Here is a 21,404-nt window from a genome sequence, read left to right as displayed (position 1 = left end):
GCCATCGACCTTGGCTAATGCGGAAGCGGGCCTTTCGCCTAATTTTTCTTCGTGCCCAATTTTCACGCTTGACAGCGGGATTGCGGGTGTCATTGTAAAGCGGTTTAGTAAATCGCTTTACAAGCTTAGTTATCCTGTCAGGGAGACATGATGTCCAGCAAGCGTGCTACAAGCCTGAAGGATGTCGCCGATGCCGCTGGCGTATCGGTAGCGACGGTATCACGGCTTCTGAACGGTTCGCTTCAACTTCCCCCTGAAACCAAAGAGCGCATCGACAAGGCAATCCGGGAACTTCGCTACGAGCCGAACCCGCATGCGCGCCGTCTGAGCCGCGGCCGTTCGGAGACGATCGGTCTTGTGGTGCCGGATATTGCCAATCCGTTCTTCGCAACGCTTGTTGCTGCTGTAGAGCACGAGGCGGATAAGCGCGGCCTCGCCCTGTCGCTGCATGCGACGCTCAACCGCCCTGGCCGTGAGATCTCATATGTGACAGGGCTTGCGCGCAACCATGTTGATGGCCTCATCTTCGTTACCAACCATCCAGACGACGGCGAACTGGCGGCAGTGATCAACCAGGCCGGCAAGGTCGTCATCGTCGACGAAGACGTGCCGAATGCGATAGTGCCGAAACTCTTCGCCGATAACGAGGAGGGTGGCTATCTCGCGGGTCGGCATCTAGCAGACCATGGGCATAGGCACATCGTCTACATCGGCGGCCCACAGGAAATGATCAGCACGCGCCGCCGCTTCCTCGGCCTGGAACGCGCGCTTATGGAGCGTGGAGAGCCGTTCCAGGTGACACGCTACGAGGGCAGCTTCACGGTGGAATTCGGCCGGCAGGCGGCGCGCCGTTTTATCGATGAGGGCAAGCAGGCGACGGGCATCTTTGCCAGTTCGGACGAAATAGCGATCGGCTTGATCGAAGTGCTGCTTGCCGAGGGCGTCTCGGTTCCCGGCGAGGTTTCGGTGATCGGCTTCGACGACGTCGGACCGCTGCATCTTTTTGCGCCGCCGCTGACCGCCATACGCCAGCCCGTCCGGGCGCTTGGCGAACGCGCCTTGGCGCTCGTTCTGGAAACAAACTGGCAGGAGCCCGAGACCTTGCGCTCCGAGGAACTGCTGCCGGTCGAAATCGTCGTGCGGAACTCCGTTGCACCGCCGTCGAAACAATAAAAAAGCAACGAAGATGAACCTAACCAGAGGAACAAGACATGACTATTCTGACACGCAGGACGTTCACGACTGCACTCGCGACCACGGTCTTTGCCGGCATCTCGTTCGGGAGTGCCTTCGCCGCTGAAAAGACCTTCGCGCTTGTGCAGATCAACCAGCAGGCGCTGTTCTTCAACCAGATGAACGAAGGCGCGCAAAAGGCGGCCGACGCGGCCGGCGCCAAGCTGGTGATCTTCAACGCCAATAACGACCCGGCCGCGCAAAACAGCGCCATCGAAACCTATATCCAGCAGAAGGTAGACGGCCTCGCGGTCGTTGCAATCGACGTTAATGGCATCATGCCAGCCGTGCAGCAGGCCGCCGCCGCGGGCATTCCCGTTGTCGCCATCGATGCGATTCTCCCGGAAGGCCCGCAGAAGGCGCAGATCGGCGTCGACAATGCCAAGGCTGGTGCAGACATGGGCAAGTTCTTCCTCGATTATGTGAAAAGTAACATGGGCGGCAAGGTGAAGTATGGCGTTGTCGGCGCACTGAACTCCTTCATCCAGAATGTCCGCCAGGAAGGCTTCGAAAAGACCGTCAAAAGTGTCGAAGGCGTCACCACCGCTGGCGTCGTCGATGGCCAGAACATCCAGGACAACGCGCTGGCCGCCGCTGAAAACCTTATCACCGGCAACCCCGACATGAACGCAGTTTACGCCACCGGCGAGCCAGCGCTGATGGGCGCCATCGCCGCTGTCGAAAGCCAGGGCAAGCAGTCTGATGTCAAGATCTTCGGCTGGGATCTGACCGCCCAGGCAATCGCCGGCATCGACGCGGGCTACGTCACAGCCGTGATCCAGCAGGATCCGTCCGCCATGGGTGCGGCGGCCGTCGATGCCCTCAAGAAGATCTCGGACGGCGGCAGCGTCGAGAAGACGATCTCGGTGCCGATCACTATCGTCACCAAGGAGAATGTCGAACCCTACCGGGCCGTTTTCAAATGATCTCTGACAGACAGCACCCAACCGCTGTCGCAGGATCCGGGGGCGGAGAAATTCTCCCCCGGCAGTCCGGCGAAGGCGGCAATCGCCAGCCCCGCATTTCCTTGAAGGGCATCCGCAAGAACTTCGGCTCGCATCAGGCGCTGCGCGGCGTCGATCTCGACATTTATCCCGGCGAATGCCTGGGATTGGTCGGCGACAACGCAGCCGGCAAGTCGACGCTGACCAAGGTCATCTCCGGTACCTATATCCCCGATGACGGCACGATCGCCGTCGACGGACAGGAGGTTCGCTTCAGCGGACCGGCCGACGCCCGCGATAGGAATATCGAAATGGTGTTTCAGGACCTCAGCCTGTGCGACCATGTCGATGTGGTCGGCAATCTGTTTCTGGGCCGCGAACTGACCAAGGGACCGTTCCTCGACCGCGCGCGCATGCTGACCGAGGCCCGCGCCATGCTGGATGCGCTCGAGATCCGCATCCCACGACTTGGTGCTAAGGTGGAGAAACTGTCGGGCGGTCAGCGGCAGGCGATCGCTATCGCGCGCGCCGCGTCCTTCAATCCGAAGGTGCTGATCATGGACGAGCCGACATCGGCTCTTGCCGTGGCGGAGGTCGAGGCCGTGCTCAACCTGATCAACCGCGTCAAGGCCAAAGGGGTGTCGGTCATCCTTATCACCCACCGTCTGCAGGATCTCTTCCGCGTTTGCGACCGTATCGCCGTCATGTACGAAGGCACCAAGGTCGCCGAACGCGATATCGCCAAGACCGACTTGCAGGATCTTGTGCAGCTCATCGTCGGAGGGCAGAAGCATTGAGCGCCTATACCGAACGCGCGGCCGGATCGCCGGTCGCGGACTTCCTTTCCGAACACGCGCAGGTGCTGTCGATCACCGTGTTCTTCCTCGCTTGCCTCGTCTTCTTCTCCGCCACCACGGACACGTTCCTGACGCTGGGCAATATCCTCAACGTCGTGCGCCAGGCCGCTCCCATCCTGGTCGTCGCGGTCGCGATGACGCTTGTCATCATCACTGGCGGCATCGATCTTTCCGTCGGTTCGCAGGTGGCGCTGGTTAATGCGGTGGCGGCAATCATCATGGCCATGGGCTATCCATGGCCGACTGTAGTGATCGGCATGATTGCCTTTGGCGCGCTGATGGGCATCGCCCAGGGCTGGTTCATTGCCTATCAAGGCATCCCGGCCTTCATCGTCACGCTCGCGGGCCTCTCCATTCTGCGAGGTTTCGCGCTGTGGCTGACGCAGGGATATTCGATCCCGATCAAGGATGCGCCCGGCTTCTTCTGGCTCGGCCGGGGCGAGTTCCTCGGGCTTCCGGTTCCGGCGCTGATAGCCGTGCTTGTGGCCGTGATCGGCTACGTTGTGATCGCCTACACGAAATACGGCCGGCAAGTCGTCGCGGTCGGCTCCAATCTCGAGGCCGCACGCCGCGTCGGCATGCCGGCGAAATGGATCGTTGCCTCGGTCTACATGGTGTCAGGGATTGCCTGCGCATTGGCCGGACTTCTGATCGCCGCCCGTCTCGGCTCCGGCTCGTCCAACGCAGCCGTCGGTTTCGAACTGCAGGTCATCGCGGCCGTGGTGCTCGGCGGCACATCGCTGATGGGCGGACGCGGCAGCATTCTCGGCACGGTGCTCGGGACACTCACCATCGCCGTCATCGGCAACGGGCTGATCCTGATGCACATCTCGCCCTTCTTCACGCAGATCGTGACGGGCGCCATCATCCTCGTGGCAATCTGGCTCAACACCAAGATCTTTACCACTAACTTCCGCTTCGGCGGAAAGAAGAAGTGAGGTCGGCATGAGCGAACTTTCAGAAGCCCATGTGCGCTCGGGCAAGGTGATGACCGTAGCGGGGGCAATCCCTGCTTCTGCTCTCGGCATCACGCTGATGCACGAGCATATCCTCAACGACTGCCGCTGCTGGTGGCATGCACCGAAGACGCCGGAGCGCCAGTACCTCTCCGACAGCTTCGTCTGCATGGAGATCCTGAGCGAGCTGCGCCAGGATCCTTTCGTCAACAAGCACAACATCACGCTGGATGATGAGCCGCTGGCCATCACCGAGCTCAAGGATTTCGCCGCACATGGGGGACACACCGTTGTCGAGCCGACCTGCCAGGGCATCGGTCGAGATCCCCGGGCACTGAAGCGGATATCGCAGGCTTCCGGGCTCAATATTATCATGGGCGCCGGCTACTATCTTGGCTCGTCGCATCCGGCAAAGGTCGCCGGCATGACGATCGACCAGATCGCCGACGAGATCGTTCAGGAAGCAACCGCCGGCGTAGATGGCACCGACATCAAGGTCGGATTGATCGGCGAGATCGGGGTGTCCTCGGATTTCACTGATCAGGAAGAGAAGTCACTGAGGGCGGCGGCGCGGGCGCAGGCGCGCACCGGTCTTCCGCTGATGGTGCATCTGCCCGGCTGGTTCCGGCTCGGCCACAAGGTGCTTGATATCGCGGCGGTGGAGGGAGCGGAGCTTCGCCACACCGTGCTCTGCCACATGAACCCGTCGCATGACGATCTTGCCTATCAGGGCGAGCTCGCGTCGCGCGGCGCCTTCCTGGAATACGACATGATCGGCATGGATTTCTTCTACGCCGACCAGCAGGTGCAGTGCCCGAGCGACGAGGAGGCGGCGCGCGCCATCGTCAAGCTGGTGGAGCAGGGGCATATCGATCGCATCCTCCTTTCCCACGACGTCTTCCTGAAGATGATGCTGACGCGCTACGGAGGCAATGGCTATGCCTACATTCTCAAGCACTTCTTGCCGCGGCTGAAGCGCCACGGGCTGACCGATCAACAGCTCGATATTCTCATGTGCGACAATCCGAGATCGGTATTCGAGGCCAAGGCCTGACCGCAGAACGTTTATAGAAATGGAAAGACCATGACAAAAAAAGTCCTCCTCGTCGGCGAGAGCTGGGTCAGCTCCGCCACCCATTACAAAGGCTTCGACCAGTTCGGAAGCGTCACCTTCCATCTCGGCGCCGAGCCGCTGGTAAAGGCGCTCGAAGGCAGTGAGTACGAGCTGACCTACATGCCGGCCCATGAGGCAGTTGAAAAATTCCCCTTCGATATGGCGGGGCTCGACGTCTATGACGTGATCATCCTGTCGGATATCGGCGCGAACTCGCTGCTGCTGCCGCCCGCTGTCTGGCTGCATTCGAAGACGGTGCCGAACCGGCTGAAGCTCATCAAGGCCTGGGTGGAAAAGGGCGGCGGCCTGTTGATGGTCGGCGGCTATTTCTCCTTCCAAGGCATCGACGGCAAGGCGCGTTGGCGCCGCACGCCGGTCGAGGATGTGCTCCCCGTCACCTGCCTGCCATATGACGACCGCGTCGAGATTCCAGAAGGCACGGGAGCCGTCATCGCCAAGGCGGACCACCCCACGGTAGCAGGCATGAGCGGTGAATGGCCGCTGCTGCTCGGCATCAACGAGGTGGAAGTGCGCGACCGCGCCGACGTCGAAGTCGTCGCCCGCCTGCCGGACGATCAGGGCGGCCATCCGCTGCTCGTCACCGGAACGTTCAAAAAGGGGCGCAGCGCGGCGTGGACATCCGATATCGGCCCGCACTGGCTGTCGCCCGCCTTCTGCGAATGGGAAGGCTATGGCCGCCTGTGGAAGAATATCCTCGGCTGGCTGAGCGACAAGCGCTGAGGCGTCGATGGCCCTTGGCGCGCTTCAGCGCGCCAGGATCGCCTGCAGCTCGTCGGTGGTCGGGAAGGCCGAGCGGGTACCGCGGCGGCTGACTGTCAAGGCGGAGGCGGAGGCGGCGTGGCCGATGGCGCGGGGGTCGAGCTCGACGCCGCGCAACGCGGCGGAAGCCAGCGCCACCGCCATGAAGGTGTCACCGGCGCCTGTTGTGTCGATCGCCTTGGTGGACACGGCCGGAATGGTGGCGATAGCGGCCCCACGGCTTGCCAAAAGGGCGCCGTCGCCGCCGAGCGTCAGAACGACGTGGCGCACGCCCGATTGCAGCAGCTTTTCGGTCGCGGCCGTGTCGGATGAACCGGTGAGGCTCTCCGCCTCGCCTCGGTTCAGGAATGCGATGTCGACCAGCGGCCAGAAGTCGCCGAAATAGGGCCTGAGGGGCGAGGGGTTGAAGGCGGTAACGAGGTCGCGGCGGCGGGCTTCCTGGAGCAGGCCAAGCGTGGTTGCCTCGCTGAGATTGCCCTGCAGGACCATGAGGTCGCCTGATACGGCGGTGTCGAGCGCAGCGATGGCCTCTCCCGGCGTCAGCGATCCGGCTGAATCGGTGGTGGTGACGATGGCGTTTTCGCCATCAGGCGTGGTGAAGATGATGGAGAAGTCGCTGGAACGGCCGGCAAGCGCAATCAGCTTGGCCTCGACCGGTTCTGGCGCCAGTTGATCACGAATGGTCTGGGCGCGGAAATCCTCGCCCACGGCCGCAACGAGGGTGGTGGGGAGGCCTGTGCGGGCCATGACCACGGCCTGGTTCGCACCCTTGCCGCCAAGGTCGCGTGTTTCTTCGCGGCCAAGGATCGAAGCCCCGGCTTCCGGCATGGTCGAAACGGATATGGTTTCGTCGACGGCGACGTTACCGATGACATGAGCACGAACATTGGCAGGCATGGCTGGCCTTCGAAAGGAAATGAAAATGCAGACGATTTCGGATAACAATTCAAGCGCCATAAGGGAAATATTCGGCACTGACAAGGCGCTGATCGGGATGATCCATTGCTCGCCCTTTCCCGGCGCCCCGCGCTACCGCGGCGCGACTGTCGATGCGATCTACGATGTCGCGATGCGCGATGCCGAGGCACTGATCGAGGGCGGCCTGCATGGCCTGATCATCGAAAACCACGGCGATATTCCCTTCTCGAAGCCCGAGGATATCGGCCCCGAGACATCCGCCTTCATGTCCGTCGTCACCGACCGGATCAGACGGGCGACCGGCATCCCGATGGGCATCAACGTGCTTGCAAACGCCCCAATCCCGGCCTTCGCCATCGCCATGGCCGGCGGCGCCAGGTTTATCCGTGTAAACCAGTGGGCCAACGCCTATGTCGCCAACGAGGGCTTTATGGAAGGTCGCGCGGCCGAAGCGATGCGCTACCGCTCGGCTCTGCGTGCCGAGCACATCAAGGTCTTCGCCGACAGCCATGTGAAGCATGGCGCGCACGCGATCACCGCCGACCGGACGATCGAAGAACTGACCCGCGATCTCGCCTTCTTCGACGCTGATGTGGTGATTGCCACCGGCCAGCGCACCGGCAATTCGGCGACCGTGGAGGAGATCGAGACGATCGGCGCCGCGACCCATCTGCCGCTGCTCGTCGGCTCTGGCGTTACGAAGGAAAATATCGTCGAGATCCTGAAGCGGACGAACGGCGTCATCGTCGCGTCCTCGCTCAAGGAAGGCGGCGTCTGGTGGAATCCTGTGGAGCTCTCCCGCGTCAAGGCCTTCGTCGAAGCCGCGCGTCCCGGTCTGGAAGGCTGATATGAGCGAGACACTGTCCGAGCAGATCCTGCGTGAAAATGCCGCCGTCTTCGATGCGATGGTAACCCATCGTTTCGTCAAGGACATCGAGGCAAACCGGCTCTCGAAGGAAGTCTTCGAACGCTACCTCGTTTTCGAGGGCGCCTTCGTCGATACCGCCATCTCGATCTTTGCCTTTGCAGCCGCCAAGGCAGAGACGATCGCCCAGAAGCGCTGGCTGATCGGCGTTCTCGATGCGCTGGCCAACCAGCAGATCGCCTATTTCGAAAAGACCTTCGCCGAGCGCGGTATTGATCCCGCGGCCTACAACACGGCGGTCCCCGAAGTGGCGGCGTTCCGCCACGACATGCTGGCGATCTCTCGGGATGGTGGCTACCTCGACACGGTCGCCGCCATGTTTGCCGCCGAGTGGATGTACTGGACCTGGTCGAAGAAGGCCACCCGTTACGAGGTGAGCGATCCGCTACTCAAGGAGTGGGTGGACCTGCACGCGCATGAGGACTTCGCGGCCCAGGCGATGTGGCTGAAGGCAGAGCTCGATGACGCCGGCGAGGGCATGAGCCTGGAGGAACGTTCCCGGCTCAGCGGCATCTTCGGCCGCGCGCAGGCGCTGGAGATCGCCTTCCACGACGCTCCTTATCTCTGAGGTGAAACCATGCTCGATATAGACGGCGATCGTCTCAACGCCCGGCTCGAAACCTTCGCCGCCATCGGCGGCACGGCGAAGGGCGGCGTCAATCGCCAGGCGCTGACAGAAGGCGACCGCCGGGCGCGGCGGCTTCTGGCCGAGCTTGCCTGGGCGAGGGGATTCCTCGTCTTTCAGGACCCGATGGCCAACCTCTTCATCCGACGCAAGGGCCGGGACGATACGCTCGCGCCGGTGATCATCGGCAGTCATCTCGACAGCCAGCCGGCCGGCGGCCGGTTCGACGGCGCGCTTGGCACCCTCTCTGCTTTCGAGGTGCTGGAGAGCCTGGAGGACGCGGGGATCGAGACGGAGCGTCCCGTTGTCGTCGTCTCCTGGACCAACGAGGAGGGGTGTCGCTTTGCGCCGGGATGCATGGGATCCATGGCCTTTTCGGCGGGTGAGATTCCAGCCGCCTGGCAGGGCAAGATCGCCACCGATGGCGCAGGCTTTGCCGAGGAACTGGCGCTGACGATTGCGAGCCTGCCGGAGGCCGAGATGCTGCCGCTCGGCTTTCCGGTTCACGCCTATATCGAAGTCCATATCGAGCAGGGGCCCTCTCTCGAGGCGAACGACATTCCGGTTGGCGTGGTGAAGGGTATCCAGGGCACGCGTTGGCTTGATGTGTCGGTTACGGGGCAGACGGCCCATGCCGGCACGACGGGACTGTCGTACCGCCGTGACCCACTGCGCGCGCTGACCGCCGCGCTGTCGGGCCTCTACGAGGCGGTGATGCCAGCCGATCCGGACGCGCGGTTTACGGTTGGGCGGATTTCAGCCGAGCCTGGCTCGGTCAATGCGATCCCGGACAAGGTCCACTGCACAGTCGATATGCGTCATCCAGAGCCATCGCGGCTGGATGATATCGAACGGCTCGTGACATCGCGCATAGCGGAGGAAGCGAAGCGGCAGGGATGCACGACTGAGATCGCCCGATCGTTCGATATGGCGCCCTGCGTCTTTTCCGACGCATTGCAGCGGGTAATCGAGCAGGCAGCAGCTGCGCGCGGGGTCAAAAGCGCGGTAATGCTATCAGGGGCCTTTCACGATGCGCTGTTCGTTAATCGCGTTGCGCCGGCAGCGATGATCTTCGTTCCGTGCCGCGATGGGCTCAGTCACAACGAGGCCGAGTATGTCGAGCCTGCACATGCCGTCATCGGCTGTGATGTGCTGGCACAGGCGACGCTTGCAATTGCCTGCGAGGGCGAAAATCGGCGCTCATGAGTTTGGATTGAAATATTTTCAATTCGGCCAATTTGAAGGATTACTTCCAAGGATTGATCGACAATCCGAGTTTGCCGCATAAAGTTAGACAAACTTTGGAATGCCGTTTCTTTGTAGTTCGCGAAACGAGCCCATACGCTTGAAGCGCTTCAATTGGCAGGCGCGCGATGGGCGACGCCCGGAGCGAGGTGAAGCAACGTCATATGAAAATTGCACGAGACCGATCCTGCATATGACAAGGGTGTCGCCGACGCTCTCGCAAAACTTGGATCGCTCTAGCGAACGAAATTCGGGGCAGCCTCGGCTGTCTCGTCCTGCCTGTCGTAATGCAGTGAGCCGTCACGGCGGAACTGTGATGCGTAACGAAATCCAAACTGACATGATCGGCCGCCGCGTGGCCTGATCTTCGCTCCTCTTGGCCATATCTGGGCGCTGGTCGGAGGCAAGGCCGAGGGGATGTCACCAGCGGCGTAATCCTGTCGCATATATCTGTCGGGAAACCGTGACTCTTGCAAGCGAGTTTTGCGACAGAATTCCCTGATTTTCCAGGGCCGACAATCTTGTCGAGAAACTCAGGATTTCTGCGACATGTCAGAAAATTGCCCGATTACTTTGCCGTCCACAAATGCCTGGTATTCCCCGCTCTCCCTTTGGAGATCCGCATGAGTTCCCGTCCAATAGCGGTGATTTGGTCCGAGGAACAAAACTTCGCTTTCAGCGTCCACTATGGAGAGATCATGAGTGACAAAAACCGTGGTGCATGTCTGCTGCAACTCCGCGATTGCATCTAAAACACCCTTCCGATTTATTTCATCCAGTGCTGCCGTAGGCTCATCAAGAATAAGCAGCAGGGGTTTGGCAAGAAGTGCACGCGCGAGCGATACCCGCTGCTTTTCTCCGCCCGACAAACGGCTGCCGCGCTCGCCGACGGTTGGCTCTCCCAATTCTTGGTGACGTTGCACCACGTCATGCAGGCCAAGCCTTAGAATGACCTTTTCTATTTCCTCCTGAGGCGCCTCTACGCCAAATGCAATATTTTCAGATATCGACCAATCGAATAGAAGGCAGTCCTGCTGCACGACGCTGATACTCGACCTAAAACCACCCGCATTTCCTTCAGTGACCAACGCGCCATCGATGAGGTATTTGCCACGATCAGCCATGGACAGGCACGAGATCACCTTCAACAAAGATGATTTTCCAACGCCCGATGGGCCGACTATGAACAGCTTCCCCCTAGCCGGCACCATAAGGGAAAGGTCGGCCAATAAGTCCCGTTCATTCATCGAGATCGCTATATCAGACAGTTCCAGGGTCATCGGCAATCGATCACAGCCAACAGGCTGCGTCAGCATTTCAGGTACAGGCGTCGAGAGAAGCTCCATAAGCAATCTGGCTTCTCCCAAGGAGGAGTTCACCTCCCGATAAACCCTTGCAAAGGTTTCGACTGGCTGCAGCAGCCGGATAATGTAAGTGTTCAGCAGTACTAAATTGCCGATGGTCATCGTCCCATCGGCAACATCCGAGGCCCCACGCCAGAGTACACCCGTCACGACAGCGCCGAACACAAGCGCCTGGAGAACGCCAAAAAAAGCTCTCTGTTGGAATGTCAAAGCCCACGCTTGATCGTTGACTTTGAGCTTGCGGTTTAAACGCTCAGCGAATTCATTGACCCTGTTGGCCTGCTGAACAAGTTCTGCATTAGCGACGCCATCAAGACCGAAATTCCAAGCGTCGATCCCGGTCTCCATCGCACTTTCAGTGGATCTTCTGATTTTGGCTGCCGATACGTTGGCGATGATCGCGTACAGGAGCAGCGCGGAAAATAGTAGCAACGCGATCCATACGTCGATCATGAAGGCTATAACCGACGCCGCAATGATCAGCTCAATAAATGTAGGTATCAGGAAGAAGGTCAGATTTGACGTGATTTCGCGGACCGCATCGAGGCCACGCTCTACGGTTCGGCCAATCTCGTAAGTCGTATATTCCTTCAGCTTACGATACGGCAGGGAAAGAGCATGTTCGAATACATGCCTCGTTAGGTGTCTTTGAAGACGCAGGTTCATTGGTCCGAATGTAAGCCATTGGGCCTGCTCTAGAGCCCCGACAACTGTCAGGCCAATTCCGAAAGCGATTATATAGCGAGTACCTACATTGACACTCGCACCTCCCTCGGCCAGCGCATCAATACCTAGGGAGAAGAATATTGGAAACAACGCTGAACCAATTGCGGTGAGCGTTATAGTGCATAATACCAACAGAAACAGAGCGCGCTGTTTGCTGTTATTCAGAAGCATATTGCTTATTACCAAAAATGCGTTTTGCGAGTTACCCATGAATATCGCTCCATTGCACAATATTACCGAGCAATAGCTGAGAATATTATTCTTCGATATTGCCATTGAATACATACTATCACTATTTTTATGCTTGACTAAGGTGAATATAGGAATAATTTTGCTTTTGCAGCATTTCGCTGCACCTTCAACCCGCAAATAGGAGGTATGTGATGACTACGCAGATTCTGAATCCGCCGCAGTTTGGAACCGAAATCGAGTTCGTCGATGGTGGCGATGCTAAGGTTCAAACCGCTGCAACGTGCGCCCGGTGCGACAGCAGCAGCCGCTGCGGCGCTTCCGGCAAGTCTTCCGGCTCGGCAAACTCGGTTTCGACTTAAAGAGCAACGGCGGCCCCACATCGGGGCCGCCACTTTCACAAGGAGGGTTGCAAGATGCTTTCGGTTTCCCCGTTCGTAATCAGTTCCGCGCCGACAGATGGCGCATGGCAGCTTTTCACGCCGGTAGGCGCAGCGCGCGTTACCGACGCAAATCTTGTGGCTGCTCTTGGCGAAATTAAACGGCTTCAATCTCGCGTTCACGAACGGGAAATTGAAAAAATTTTAGAGAGCCAGACGCTCCCAGTCACGGCCGCTCGGCAGTTCCTAGAGCGCCTGAGAGTGCTCCGAAAAGTCGAAGATATGAAAACCGTAATGGTTTTTTCTCCGTCCCGAAAACTCGCCGATGACGTTGCGCAGTTGATACTCGATCGTGACGCTGTGTCATGCCGCTCTTCTGCAAACATTGCAGATATCGAGGGCGCCGATCTTATCCTGGCTATTCAAGATCGTTACGAGCCTGAGCTCGCCAGGAAAATATACGCTGCGTGCAAATCGAGAAAAGAATCGATCTTGCTTCATTCATATTTTGTTTTCCGACATTTCATCGTCGATGGATTCTATTCGCCGGCGATCGACCTACCCGATCATTTCAGCGGTATCCATAATCTCGCTGGCCTTGATCGATCTTCAAAATTTAAGCCTTCTAGTTGGGCAGACTATTTCTTTTCTGATCCCTATGCGATCGAAACGCTAGCGGTACCAACATTTCCCGCCTCGCAAATCGAGACCGCAACCGCACTCCACCTTGCTTACATGCGGCTTCGCCCACTCATCGCAGATGGTGTTTCTCCGCTCTTCCCTGATGACCTCAGCACCGTGATCGAATTGAATCTCGACACTGGCCGCATTGAACGACACAGGGGCGTCCATTCAAATTTCAGTTCATCACCACGTGATATTTAGGGAGAGACCGTAGATGCGACACGCAAAAATATCGTCGGTCAACCAAATCGCACACGCAAGCCAGTTTGTTGACCCAGAAGTTGAAAGCGAAATCCGCACTTTTCACCAGCACTGTATCTCCGTTGCCGGCTCCCCACTGGAAAGCGCTCTGAGCCAGCCATATCTGTCGGTCGAAGACCTAAAGCGGGCGGAGGCCTTCGAAACAAGGTTTTCCCATATCACTCGAACGATTTCACTCGGGAAAAATATCCCTGAATCGATCTGGCGACTACCGTCCCTTGAAAAGGGTGGAACAAGGTCTGTCGACTTCCAGACTATTTGCCAAATCTTCTCACAAGCTCTTGGCGCTGACCAGGCCCGACGGCGGCCTTATCCCTCTGGCGGCGCCCTCTACAGTGTTGAAACAGTCGTTATCCTGGGGAACGTCTCAGGACGAGACGCAGACTTTGATGTTTTGCATTACCTGCCGGTAAGCAACGCTTTCGAGGTGCTTCAAGGAGAATATGATAGCGCCTCATATAATGACATCTATAAGATCGATCGCGCTGCGTTCTACGTAGTGTACCTCATCAGCCTTAAAAAGGCGATATTCAAGTATCGCTCTCGCGGTTATCGGCTCGCACTGATGGAAGTCGGATCGATGTACCAACAGATGCTTCAAATTGCCCAACAGCAAGAAATTCGGTCCCGCGTTCTATCTGGCTTTTCTGAGTACGCTCTGGCGAAGAGATGCGGGCTGGATAGCCGCATTCTGTTGCCGGGAATCATTCAGGCTTTTGCCTATCCGGAGGACGACTAATGCACCATTCATATCGCAGTTTCGCCTCCAGCACACCGAGATATCGGCTAACACCAGCATATCCGGCTTGCATCTGTGAACCTACTGTCTTCTCAGCAGATGACACCAACGATCTCAACGGTCACGGGTTTGGTTTTGGCCCAGGCGTGGCGGTCAAAGCCATGGGAGAATATTTTGAACGCTATACGGCGTTCCGAGCTGTAACCTCTACACAATCAGGTGCCATTGCAGACATGCGACTTAACGTCGATGAACAGGCCGCATTGGCGTTTGCGCTCCAGCAAACCTGCCACGATGATGTTCGCGACGACGTGCACGGCACGAACTTCCGTCTTGTAGACGTTAGCCGCTTGGGCTCCGATAGCAAAGCTCTCTACCCGGCAGTTCTTCTGTCATTGCACAGTTTTGACGCACAGCGCGACGCTCTATTCGCACCGATACGTGATACGTCCGGTTCGGCAATACATCGCAATGAACTCGACGCGTTTCGGGGCGCGCTGTTGGAGTTCGTTGAAAGGCAGTGCACAACGGCTATGTGGGTTTCCCGACGCTGCAACGCTATCGAGGGGAACAGTCTGAGGGGCAGCCTCACAGATGGGAAAGCCCAGAAAATTCACGATCAAATGTCTTCCAATGGCAGCCTGAGATTAATCGACATTTCTTTCCTGGCGGGGGTCAGCGTTAAGTTTTGCGAGTATCGCTCGAACGATGCAGATGCATTGGTCAATTTCTCCTGCGGCTGCTCTGCCGATCTCATTCCCGAAATGGCAACAACGAAGGCTTTTACAGAAGCTTGGCAAACGTCTCTATTGCTTCCTCAAATGGAATTCTTCAACAGTCGAGACTACGGCAGCACGTCTCTCAAAGAAAATTTCCAAGCTGCGAACAAAGCAGGATTTGAGCTTGGCGTCGAAGTCGCTCCACTGGAGATAGGAACGAGCATGCCAGACAGGAATATCGAGAGGCTCAAAGAAAATATTCTATCTGTCTCCAGCAACATCTATGTATACTCTCGCGCTATCAACCTGCCTGGAACCCAGCTACACTTTTGCCGAATCGTATCGCCGGATTTCTTTATCCATATGAACCCGGGCGATCATAATAATAATGATAACAAGTGGATAAGCCTGTTTTGTACAGATGAAATGAAGCGTTTGGAGGCAATGCCTTTTTCATGAGGTTAAAGCGAGATTTCCCGCTTTAACCTCTTTGAAGCCTACTCTTCCTGCTTGTTTGACCGCCTTGATACGTTGACGCCCAAACCGATACCCTTGGCAATTGATGAGCGCCGAGCGGCATAAGAGGGGGCAACCATCGGGTATTCGGGCGGAAGACCCCACTTAATTCGATATTCGTCAGGGTTTAGATTGTACTGAGTTTTCAAATGCCGTTTCAATGAGCGGAACTTCCGGCCGTCTTCCAAGCAAATTAAGTGATCCTTTTCTATCGATTGTTCGATAGGCACAGCTGGGCGCTGATGCGAGGCGAACGAAGGCCTTGTTTCCGGTACACCTTCAGGAACCTTATGCCCCTGTCCTAACGCGGCTTGAACGCTTGCGATAAGTGAAGGCAAGTCCTGCACGGGAACATCGTGTCTGCTTACGTAGGCGGTAACGATGTTTGCCGCTAGTTCCGTTATGTTATCAGATGAAGAATCTTTAGATTTAGAATACATGGAACAACCTACCTCTTTTCGAGGATAGATCACATGCGTGGTGCTCAGATGGCTGAGGTATCCCTCGCCTCATCTGAGCCAGCAGTTATCTACGCCAGCGAAATTTACCTGCTGACTCCAAAGCAAATGTCCCACTAAAGAGATATTCGCATAGAGAACAAAACGACAGTCAGAAAGTCGCTTTTGCAGATTTAGATAAGGTTGGATCTCAAGATGGTATCCTCGCTCATTTTGCCTGTTTCCTCACAGGTATCAAAAAATTATAATCGGTCAAGTTAGATAAAGTTATCGGACGCAACAAATACGTGTGGGTTTGATAGGTTCCAGCTGTGCAATCCCGTCCGAGATGGAGCTCGAGTCGGGTTTCGAGGCGGTGAAGGCGACATTCGATGCGTCGCTGCTCGACACCTTTGCCGCGGTGCTCGACATCATTCCGAATTTCGAGGCGGCGTGCACAAAAATGTCATTGCGACCCCACCGGCAATCGAGGAACCACTCCGTGCAGCGAACGTTTATGATTGCCAACAATGGAGGCTTTCATGGACACGGAGCACGTGAGACGCCGGGCGTTCGAGAAGCGGGAGCCGGAGGGTCGTCCGGAAGGCCAGGATCGACGTTGGTATGAGGCTGAGCGCGAACTGGCCGAAGACGACGACTTGCCCCAGACGTCTTCGCCTTCGCATCACAGCGCGACAACGATACCTGGAGACGAAAAGGCGAGTTCAGATGCCATTTCGTCAGAAGGCGGGCCTGGTTCGTTCAAGCCGGGTGAACTGGCCTCCGAGAATAAGTAACTAAGGAACAGCCTGTGCTGCAGAAGCCGGAACCTGATTTTCGAACGATGTCCGAAGCTGTACAGGCCTGGCATCGCCATTATGGCATTATCCCCAATGAGCAGTCGACAAGCGTACTCTGCCTGGCCGCGATAGAACTATACAACGAGGGTTACCGGTCCTTGGACGAGATTGCCGCAATGCTGATATCCACTTATGTTGGCCAAGAGGCCACCAGGGTAAACGCGCCGACGTCGGCTGCTGTTCATTGAGGCTGGTCGGTTCCATTCAGCGACGCCCGCCGGGATCCCGTCGTAGTCGATGATATAACAACCAAAAACCGCGCCGCCCTAACATCAGCGCAGCAGCCTTCGCTCCAGAAACGCCTGCATGTCACGGCGTCCGTCCACGACGCAGTAGACAACGACATCAGTGGCCTGCGATAGATCATGCGTCACGGCTTATGGTGCAGTTCCCGATATTCGGAGATTCCGATACCCGCCAACTCCTTCGGTACATTTCCGCCGGCGGGGAGTGCTTCAAGCTCGGCGCAGGTGCTTTCAATTTCCGTCAGGATGCGCTCTGCCGCCTCGGTCCCATAGCGGCTAGCGATGATGCGATAGAGCTCCTCGATGTCGCGTTCCGCTTCCTCAGCAAAACGACACGATATGGCATCAGGATTGGCTGTCGGCTAGACGCTTGCGGATGCGCGAAAAGGCGTACGCAACGGGGCGCACTTTGCCTTCCTCCACTTGCCGGTTGGTGAGCGCCAGTACCTTCAGGAGCGCCACCGTCTCTTGTGTTTCTTCGTATTGGCCGACGTCCTGAAGAATGGCTTTCGCCTCTCCATGAAGCGTAATGACGACCGGCTGCGTATTGTCCTTTAGCGTCCGGATAATCTCGGGCGCATGCGCCTTGAGATAACTGATTGGCTTGACCCGCTCTGAAAGCTTCATGCACTTACTCCCTATTGACCAGAATATAGATCATTAAGTGGTCAATGGAAAAGCAGCCTTTCAAATGCCAGCTGACACATCCGCAGGGCGACGAGTGGAACTATTTTCACGCACGACCAGGCGCGCGCGGGCCTATCGCTGGGGCGAAGATGGCCTTGGCGGCATCTCGGAAGACGGCCAGCGGCTCGGCCAGATTGTTGGCAAGGCTTGCGTATCGTTCCTCCGCCTGCCGGCTGAGTTCATATCATGCTGTCTGGGAAGAATGCATCGGTCGCCGTTTGGGGAGAAGGTACGCGCTACTCCCCTTTCTATCCTTTGGACCAAGTGGCGAAACGAGAAAGCGCAGAATGCGCCAGCGGTTCGATTCCCATCAATTGTAAAAATGCTGAGGGAGTGCATCGCTTCAATACTAGTTGGGCATTTGCGCGGATAGAAAAACCGGCGCACCAACCTTCTGCGCTGCGGCCGCTAGGCGCTTGTCTCGCGTCCACAAGCTGGTTCTTCGGTCAAGGAGTGTTGAAGTCAGCAGATGCGCATCAGTGTAGCCAATCCCCATACAGAATATTGAGTGGCGCTCAATGACAGTCATTACCTCTGCATGAGTTGCGATCACGGCTTCCCGTTGAGCCGAGAGAAACGCGATAACGGCATCTCGTTCTCGCAGACTGCCTAGAGCCAATTCGCCAACGACAAAAGGGTGGCAGAGCAGACGGTCATCCTCGATGATTTTTTTCAGGTCGGCGTCTCCATACCGAAAATGGTCGATCCAGATTGAGGTATCTACAAGGATCACTTGGCCACTTCGCTCCGGCGACGAGGGGCAGCCTCGGCGTTCGGCATAGAGCCGCCAAGAGCGATCAACCGCTTGCCAGATTCAACGCGCACAAGCGTCTCCAGCGCCAGACGGACAAGAGCCGCCGTTTCCTTCGTGCCTGTCAGCGATTTGGCTCGCTCCAGGAGGTTGTCGTCAAGATTTATGGTGGATCGCATTTCCATCTCCCGCGCCTTATTGAATACATAGCACCATTTGGTGCTAAAATCGATGCCTAATAGCGACGTGGTGTTCTGATCCATGGGGGCGCGAGTTCGATTCCGCTCAAGACCAGTCCTCTGGGGCCTTGAAATTCTTCGCTTTGCGTTGCCGGCCAAAGCTCTCCGCTAAATGTCAACATGACCCCCAGCATTTCCGCTACAATGAACACATGCCGCGAGCCAGAACACCGCGCATGCGTACCACGGAAAATGAGGGGGCCGAACTATGTCGAATGGTCCATCGGGCGCAAGGGCGCAAGCCGAGCCGGCGCAGCCGTCGCGGTCCGTCCTTGTCGCGGAACAACGTCGCCTCGAGGAGGACAGAGAGGCGGGGGGCGCCTGGAAGAAATGGGGCCCCTATCTGAGCGAGAGGCAGTGGGGCACGGTACGCGAGGACTACAGCGAGTCGGGCGACGCCTGGAACTATTTCACTCACGACCAGGCGCGCTCGCGGGCCTATCGCTGGGGCGAAGATGGCCTTGGCGGCATCTCGGACGACGGCCAGCGGCTGTGCTTTGCGCTCGCGCTCTGGAACGAGCGCGATCCGATCCTGAAAGAGCGCTTGTTCGGGCTCACGAACAGCGAGTCAAATCACGGCGAGGACGTCAAGGAATACTACTTCTACCTCGACTCGACTCCTACGCACTCCTACATGAAGTACCTCTACAAATACCCCCAGCGGGAGTTCCCCTATCGGGACCTCGTCGAGACCAGCCGGCACCGGTCGAGGGAGGAGTTCGAGTACGAACTGCTCGATACCGCTGTCTTCGACGACGACCGCTACTTCGACGTTTTCCTCGAGTATGCCAAGGAAGACCCGGAGGACATGCTGATCCAGGTGACGGTGCATAACCGGGGGCCCGAGGCCGCGCGGCTCCACGTGCTGCCGACGCTCTGGTTCCGCAACACGTGGTCGTGGGGGAAAAATGGGGCCAAGCCGCTCCTGCGGGAAGCCTGTGGGACCATCTGCGCCTCGCACCCCGAGGTCGGCGACTATACGCTCGCGTGCGACGGACGTCCGGAATTTCTCTTCACAGAGAACGAGAGCAATGTTTCCTTCCTCTGGGGGCAGCCGAACCCGACGCCGTTCGTCAAGGACGCGTTCCACCGATACGTCGTTTCTGGTGACACCGGGGCCATCAACCCGGAAAAGACCGGCACGAAGGCCGCGGCGCGTTACATCCTCGACGTGCCGGCGGGCGGTGCCTCGATCGTCCGGTTGCGATTGTCAGCAAGGCTGCCGGCGAGGCCGTTCGCGAAGAGCTTCGATGCGACGGTGGCCGCCCGCAAAAAGGATGCCGACGAGTTCTACCAGCGGATTACCCCCGGGTCGCTGAACGAGGACGAGCGGCGGGTCCACCGCCAGGCGCTTGCGGGGATGCTCTGGTCGAAACAGTACTACTTCTACGACGTGGACACCTGGCTCAAGGAGCACGAGGCGCATCCTCTCGTCGGAACCTCCAGGCGGCGGATGCGCAACGCCGAGTGGTTCCACATGTTCAATGGCGATATCATCTCCATGCCCGACAAGTGGGAATACCCGTGGTACGCTGCATGGGACCTCGCGTTCCACACGCTCGCGCTCGCGCTCGTCGATTTGGACTTCGCAAAAGCGCAACTCCTCCTCATGCTGCGAAGCCTGTATGTGCATCCGAATGGGCAGATCCCGGCCTACGAGTGGAACTTCAGCGACGTCAATCCGCCCGTGCATGCGTGGGCGACGCTTTTTCTCTACAGGACGGAGCAAGCCCTCGGGCGGGAGGATATCGACTTCCTGGAGCGCTCGTTCCAGGGTCTCATGCTCAACTTCAACTGGTGGGTGAACCGCAAGGACCCCGATGGCCGGAACGTTTTCGCCGGCGGGTTCCTCGGCCTCGACAACATCGGTGTCTTCGACCGCAGCGCGCCGCTCCCGACCGGCGGGTCGCTCGAACAGGCCGACGGCACCGCTTGGATGGCGTTCTACTGCCAGAGCATGATCGAGATCGCTCTCATACTCGCCGACCACGATCCCGTCTACGAGGAGGCGGCGTTCAAGTTCATTGAGCACTTCATGTGGATCGCCTACGCAATGGACCGCATCGGCGAGCACAATGACGAGATGTGGGATGAGACGGATGGATTCTTCTACGACGTGCTGCGGCTGCCGGACGGATCGGCGACCCGCCTCAAGGTCCGGTCGATGGTAGGGCTGATCCCGCTTTGCGCCTCCACAATCTTCGGCCCAGACGATTTCGAGCGATTTCCAAAGCTTCGCGAACTCGTCAACCTTTTCAGGGAGCGCCATCCCGACGTCGTGGCGCAGGTCGCTCCAACCGAGCACGGCTTTGTCGGCTACGCCGGGCGCCGCCTACTCTCGCCGCTGTCCAGGAAACGCCTCGAGAGGGTGCTCGGCTATATGCTCGACGAGAGGGAGTTCCTGAGCCCGTACGGTATCCGCTCTCTCTCCCGCTACCACCAGGACCACCCGTTCGTTCTTCATGTCGGGGGTGACGCCCACCGCGTCTCCTACCTACCGGCCGAATCGGACACGGGGATGTTCGGCGGGAACTCGAACTGGCGGGGCCCCGTCTGGATGCCGGTCAACGCGCTAATCGTGCGTGGGCTCCTCAATCTCTACGGTTTCTATGGCGACGACTTCACGGTCGAGTGTCCGACCGGCTCCGGTCGCCGCATGACGCTCTTCGAGGTGGCTCAGGAGATAAAGCAGCGGCTCACGAGCACTTTCCTGAGGGACGCGAACGGCCGTCGACCGGTCTATGGAGGGACCGCGAAGTTTCAGGAGGACCCGCACTGGCGCGACCTCATCCTCTTCTACGAGTATTTCAACGGGGACAATGGGGCGGGCCTCGGGGCGAGTCACCAGACTGGTTGGACGGGCGTGATCGCGCGCCTGCTCGACCTCTTCGGCCGTACCAGCGCCGCCGACATTCTGGAGGAGAAGGAGAAACGGCGGTTCGTGGACCGCCTCGTCCGGGAACGGGCGTATGGAGCTGCCTCGCGAGGCAGCGGATAGAGGAGCAGCCAT

General features: G+C 58.2%; 22 protein-coding genes and 1 pseudogene. 16 read left to right on the top strand and 7 right to left on the bottom strand.

All coding sequences use genetic code 11. The features are described from left to right. Window positions 1–150: 150 nt before the first annotated feature. Genes AF71_RS13395 through AF71_RS13370 form a run of 6 tightly spaced genes read left to right on the top strand, consistent with a single transcriptional unit; the run spans window position 151 to window position 5,845 of the window. On the top strand, window positions 151–1,173 hold the full coding sequence (locus AF71_RS13395) for a LacI family DNA-binding transcriptional regulator (protein ID WP_169681703.1): 1,023 nt from the start codon (window positions 151–153) through the stop codon (window positions 1,171–1,173). Between the two features lie 38 nt (window positions 1,174–1,211). Then, on the top strand, window positions 1,212–2,159 hold the full coding sequence (locus tag AF71_RS13390) for a substrate-binding domain-containing protein (RefSeq protein WP_025661799.1): 948 nt from the start codon (window positions 1,212–1,214) through the stop codon (window positions 2,157–2,159). Further along, the gene (locus tag AF71_RS13385) at window positions 2,156–2,974 is read left to right on the top strand and encodes an ATP-binding cassette domain-containing protein (RefSeq protein WP_029792518.1); all 819 of its coding nucleotides are present in this window, start codon (window positions 2,156–2,158) and stop codon (window positions 2,972–2,974) included. The genes AF71_RS13390 and AF71_RS13385 overlap by 4 nt, the downstream gene beginning before the upstream one ends. After that, window positions 2,971–3,972 carry an ABC transporter permease gene (locus AF71_RS13380; RefSeq protein WP_169681702.1) on the top strand — a complete coding sequence of 334 codons (1,002 nt, stop codon included), beginning with the start codon at window positions 2,971–2,973 and terminating at the stop codon, window positions 3,970–3,972. Before AF71_RS13385 ends, AF71_RS13380 begins: the two co-directional genes overlap by 4 nt. A 7-nt stretch (window positions 3,973–3,979) precedes the next feature. Further along, window positions 3,980–5,044, top strand: coding sequence for a phosphotriesterase (locus AF71_RS13375; protein ID WP_169681701.1), 1,065 nt, complete (start codon window positions 3,980–3,982; stop codon window positions 5,042–5,044). A 30-nt stretch (window positions 5,045–5,074) separates the two neighbouring features. After that, on the top strand, window positions 5,075–5,845 hold the full coding sequence (locus AF71_RS13370) for a glutamine amidotransferase (RefSeq protein ID WP_169681700.1): 771 nt from the start codon (window positions 5,075–5,077) through the stop codon (window positions 5,843–5,845). 24 nt (window positions 5,846–5,869) lie between these two features. Here AF71_RS13370 and AF71_RS13365 read toward each other — a convergent pair whose 3' ends face one another. Next, the gene (locus AF71_RS13365; protein ID WP_169681699.1) at window positions 5,870–6,781 is read right to left on the bottom strand and encodes a ribokinase; all 912 of its coding nucleotides are present in this window, start codon (window positions 6,779–6,781) and stop codon (window positions 5,870–5,872) included. A 25-nt stretch (window positions 6,782–6,806) separates the two neighbouring features. Here AF71_RS13365 and AF71_RS13360 point away from each other — a divergent pair, with 25 nt between their 5' ends. From AF71_RS13360 to AF71_RS13350, 3 genes are read left to right on the top strand one after another with little or no spacing between them, the layout of a single operon-like run. Beyond that, window positions 6,807–7,649, top strand: a complete 843-nt coding sequence (locus tag AF71_RS13360; protein WP_025661805.1) for a BtpA/SgcQ family protein — start codon at window positions 6,807–6,809, stop codon at window positions 7,647–7,649. A 1-nt stretch (window position 7,650) separates the two neighbouring features. Further along, a complete protein-coding gene (locus AF71_RS13355) occupies window positions 7,651–8,295 on the top strand; it encodes a TenA family protein (RefSeq protein WP_169681698.1) in 645 nt (214 codons plus the stop codon). Between the two features lie 9 nt (window positions 8,296–8,304). Beyond that, entirely contained in the window at window positions 8,305–9,558 is a 1,254-nt protein-coding gene (locus AF71_RS13350; protein ID WP_169681697.1) for a Zn-dependent hydrolase, read from the top strand. Window positions 9,559–10,130: 572 nt separating this feature from the next. On the opposite strand, the gene AF71_RS13345 is transcribed toward AF71_RS13350, so the two are convergent. Further along, the gene (locus tag AF71_RS13345) at window positions 10,131–11,897 is read right to left on the bottom strand and encodes an ABC transporter ATP-binding protein (RefSeq protein ID WP_169681696.1); all 1,767 of its coding nucleotides are present in this window, start codon (window positions 11,895–11,897) and stop codon (window positions 10,131–10,133) included. Window positions 11,898–12,070: 173 nt separating this feature from the next. On the opposite strand from AF71_RS13345, the gene AF71_RS13340 reads away from it, so the two are divergent. Genes AF71_RS13340 through AF71_RS13325 form a run of 4 tightly spaced genes read left to right on the top strand, consistent with a single transcriptional unit; the run spans window position 12,071 to window position 15,118 of the window. Then, window positions 12,071–12,238, top strand: coding sequence for a phazolicin family TOMM bacteriocin (locus AF71_RS13340; protein ID WP_169681695.1), 168 nt, complete (start codon window positions 12,071–12,073; stop codon window positions 12,236–12,238). A gap of 54 nt (window positions 12,239–12,292) precedes the next feature. Beyond that, window positions 12,293–13,141, top strand: coding sequence for an McbB family protein (locus tag AF71_RS13335; RefSeq protein WP_029792528.1), 849 nt, complete (start codon window positions 12,293–12,295; stop codon window positions 13,139–13,141). A gap of 13 nt (window positions 13,142–13,154) precedes the next feature. Beyond that, window positions 13,155–13,940, top strand: coding sequence for a nitroreductase family protein (locus AF71_RS13330; RefSeq protein WP_169681694.1), 786 nt, complete (start codon window positions 13,155–13,157; stop codon window positions 13,938–13,940). After that, window positions 13,940–15,118 (top strand): YcaO-like family protein, encoded by a 1,179-nt coding sequence (locus AF71_RS13325; protein ID WP_029792827.1) that lies wholly within the window; start codon window positions 13,940–13,942, stop codon window positions 15,116–15,118. The genes AF71_RS13330 and AF71_RS13325 overlap by 1 nt, the downstream gene beginning before the upstream one ends. 38 nt (window positions 15,119–15,156) lie before the next feature. Here AF71_RS13325 and AF71_RS13320 read toward each other — a convergent pair whose 3' ends face one another. After that, on the bottom strand, window positions 15,157–15,615 hold the full coding sequence (locus AF71_RS13320) for a MucR family transcriptional regulator (protein WP_169681692.1): 459 nt from the start codon (window positions 15,613–15,615) through the stop codon (window positions 15,157–15,159). Window positions 15,616–16,154: 539 nt separating this feature from the next. Here AF71_RS13320 and AF71_RS13315 point away from each other — a divergent pair. Together AF71_RS13315 and AF71_RS31665 are read left to right on the top strand one after the other, a co-directional pair. Next, the gene (locus AF71_RS13315; protein WP_169681690.1) at window positions 16,155–16,409 is read left to right on the top strand and encodes a DUF2934 domain-containing protein; all 255 of its coding nucleotides are present in this window, start codon (window positions 16,155–16,157) and stop codon (window positions 16,407–16,409) included. A gap of 47 nt (window positions 16,410–16,456) precedes the next feature. Then, entirely contained in the window at window positions 16,457–16,660 is a 204-nt protein-coding gene (locus AF71_RS31665; RefSeq protein ID WP_113164165.1) for a hypothetical protein, read from the top strand. Window positions 16,661–16,744: 84 nt separating this feature from the next. Here the strand turns inward: AF71_RS31665 and AF71_RS13310 are convergent. From AF71_RS13310 to AF71_RS13295, 4 genes and pseudogenes are all read right to left on the bottom strand, one after another. After that, a pseudogene (locus AF71_RS13310) lies at window positions 16,745–17,063 on the bottom strand (type II toxin-antitoxin system RelE/ParE family toxin). Further along, a complete protein-coding gene (locus tag AF71_RS13305; RefSeq protein WP_169681689.1) occupies window positions 17,063–17,344 on the bottom strand; it encodes a type II toxin-antitoxin system Phd/YefM family antitoxin in 282 nt (93 codons plus the stop codon). The pseudogene AF71_RS13310 and the gene AF71_RS13305 overlap by 1 nt, the downstream one beginning before the upstream one ends. Before the next feature lie 409 nt (window positions 17,345–17,753). Next, window positions 17,754–18,137, bottom strand: a complete 384-nt coding sequence (locus AF71_RS13300; RefSeq protein WP_169681688.1) for a type II toxin-antitoxin system VapC family toxin — start codon at window positions 18,135–18,137, stop codon at window positions 17,754–17,756. Then, window positions 18,134–18,334: a type II toxin-antitoxin system VapB family antitoxin gene (locus AF71_RS13295; protein WP_169681686.1), complete on the bottom strand. Its 201-nt coding sequence runs from the start codon at window positions 18,332–18,334 to the stop codon at window positions 18,134–18,136. The genes AF71_RS13300 and AF71_RS13295 overlap by 4 nt, the downstream gene beginning before the upstream one ends. Window positions 18,335–18,602: 268 nt before the next feature. Between AF71_RS13295 and AF71_RS13290 the strand changes: the two genes are divergently transcribed. Next, window positions 18,603–21,392 (top strand): glucosidase, encoded by a 2,790-nt coding sequence (locus AF71_RS13290; protein WP_169681683.1) that lies wholly within the window; start codon window positions 18,603–18,605, stop codon window positions 21,390–21,392. Window positions 21,393–21,404: the final 12 nt, after the last annotated feature.

Origin of the sequence: Rhizobium sp. 57MFTsu3.2 (assembly GCF_012932765.1) — a bacterium.
GTDB lineage: Bacteria > Pseudomonadota > Alphaproteobacteria > Rhizobiales > Rhizobiaceae > Rhizobium > Rhizobium altiplani.
Note: the sequence above shows the minus strand (reverse complement) of the source record. Positions and strands in the feature narration are given on the sequence as shown.

What these genes read in the sequence shown, in the direction of transcription:
- AF71_RS13365 (WP_169681699.1), bottom strand. Translation starts at nt 6,781, where the DNA reads ATGCCTGCCAATGTTCGTGCTCATGTCATCGGTAACGTCGCCGTCGAC.
- AF71_RS13305 (WP_169681689.1), bottom strand. Translation starts at nt 17,344, where the DNA reads ATGAAGCTTTCAGAGCGGGTCAAGCCAATCAGTTATCTCAAGGCGCAT.
- AF71_RS13325 (WP_029792827.1), top strand. Translation starts at nt 13,940, where the DNA reads ATGCACCATTCATATCGCAGTTTCGCCTCCAGCACACCGAGATATCGG.
- AF71_RS13390 (WP_025661799.1), top strand. Translation starts at nt 1,212, where the DNA reads ATGACTATTCTGACACGCAGGACGTTCACGACTGCACTCGCGACCACG.
- AF71_RS13330 (WP_169681694.1), top strand. Translation starts at nt 13,155, where the DNA reads ATGCGACACGCAAAAATATCGTCGGTCAACCAAATCGCACACGCAAGC.
- AF71_RS13315 (WP_169681690.1), top strand. Translation starts at nt 16,155, where the DNA reads ATGGACACGGAGCACGTGAGACGCCGGGCGTTCGAGAAGCGGGAGCCG.
- AF71_RS31665 (WP_113164165.1), top strand. Translation starts at nt 16,457, where the DNA reads ATGTCCGAAGCTGTACAGGCCTGGCATCGCCATTATGGCATTATCCCC.
- AF71_RS13360 (WP_025661805.1), top strand. Translation starts at nt 6,807, where the DNA reads ATGCAGACGATTTCGGATAACAATTCAAGCGCCATAAGGGAAATATTC.
- AF71_RS13375 (WP_169681701.1), top strand. Translation starts at nt 3,980, where the DNA reads ATGAGCGAACTTTCAGAAGCCCATGTGCGCTCGGGCAAGGTGATGACC.
- AF71_RS13345 (WP_169681696.1), bottom strand. Translation starts at nt 11,897, where the DNA reads ATGGGTAACTCGCAAAACGCATTTTTGGTAATAAGCAATATGCTTCTG.
- AF71_RS13295 (WP_169681686.1), bottom strand. Translation starts at nt 18,334, where the DNA reads ATGCGATCCACCATAAATCTTGACGACAACCTCCTGGAGCGAGCCAAA.
- AF71_RS13370 (WP_169681700.1), top strand. Translation starts at nt 5,075, where the DNA reads ATGACAAAAAAAGTCCTCCTCGTCGGCGAGAGCTGGGTCAGCTCCGCC.
- AF71_RS13340 (WP_169681695.1), top strand. Translation starts at nt 12,071, where the DNA reads ATGACTACGCAGATTCTGAATCCGCCGCAGTTTGGAACCGAAATCGAG.
- AF71_RS13395 (WP_169681703.1), top strand. Translation starts at nt 151, where the DNA reads ATGTCCAGCAAGCGTGCTACAAGCCTGAAGGATGTCGCCGATGCCGCT.
- AF71_RS13385 (WP_029792518.1), top strand. Translation starts at nt 2,156, where the DNA reads ATGATCTCTGACAGACAGCACCCAACCGCTGTCGCAGGATCCGGGGGC.
- AF71_RS13335 (WP_029792528.1), top strand. Translation starts at nt 12,293, where the DNA reads ATGCTTTCGGTTTCCCCGTTCGTAATCAGTTCCGCGCCGACAGATGGC.
- AF71_RS13355 (WP_169681698.1), top strand. Translation starts at nt 7,651, where the DNA reads ATGAGCGAGACACTGTCCGAGCAGATCCTGCGTGAAAATGCCGCCGTC.
- AF71_RS13290 (WP_169681683.1), top strand. Translation starts at nt 18,603, where the DNA reads ATGTCGAATGGTCCATCGGGCGCAAGGGCGCAAGCCGAGCCGGCGCAG.
- AF71_RS13320 (WP_169681692.1), bottom strand. Translation starts at nt 15,615, where the DNA reads ATGTATTCTAAATCTAAAGATTCTTCATCTGATAACATAACGGAACTA.
- AF71_RS13350 (WP_169681697.1), top strand. Translation starts at nt 8,305, where the DNA reads ATGCTCGATATAGACGGCGATCGTCTCAACGCCCGGCTCGAAACCTTC.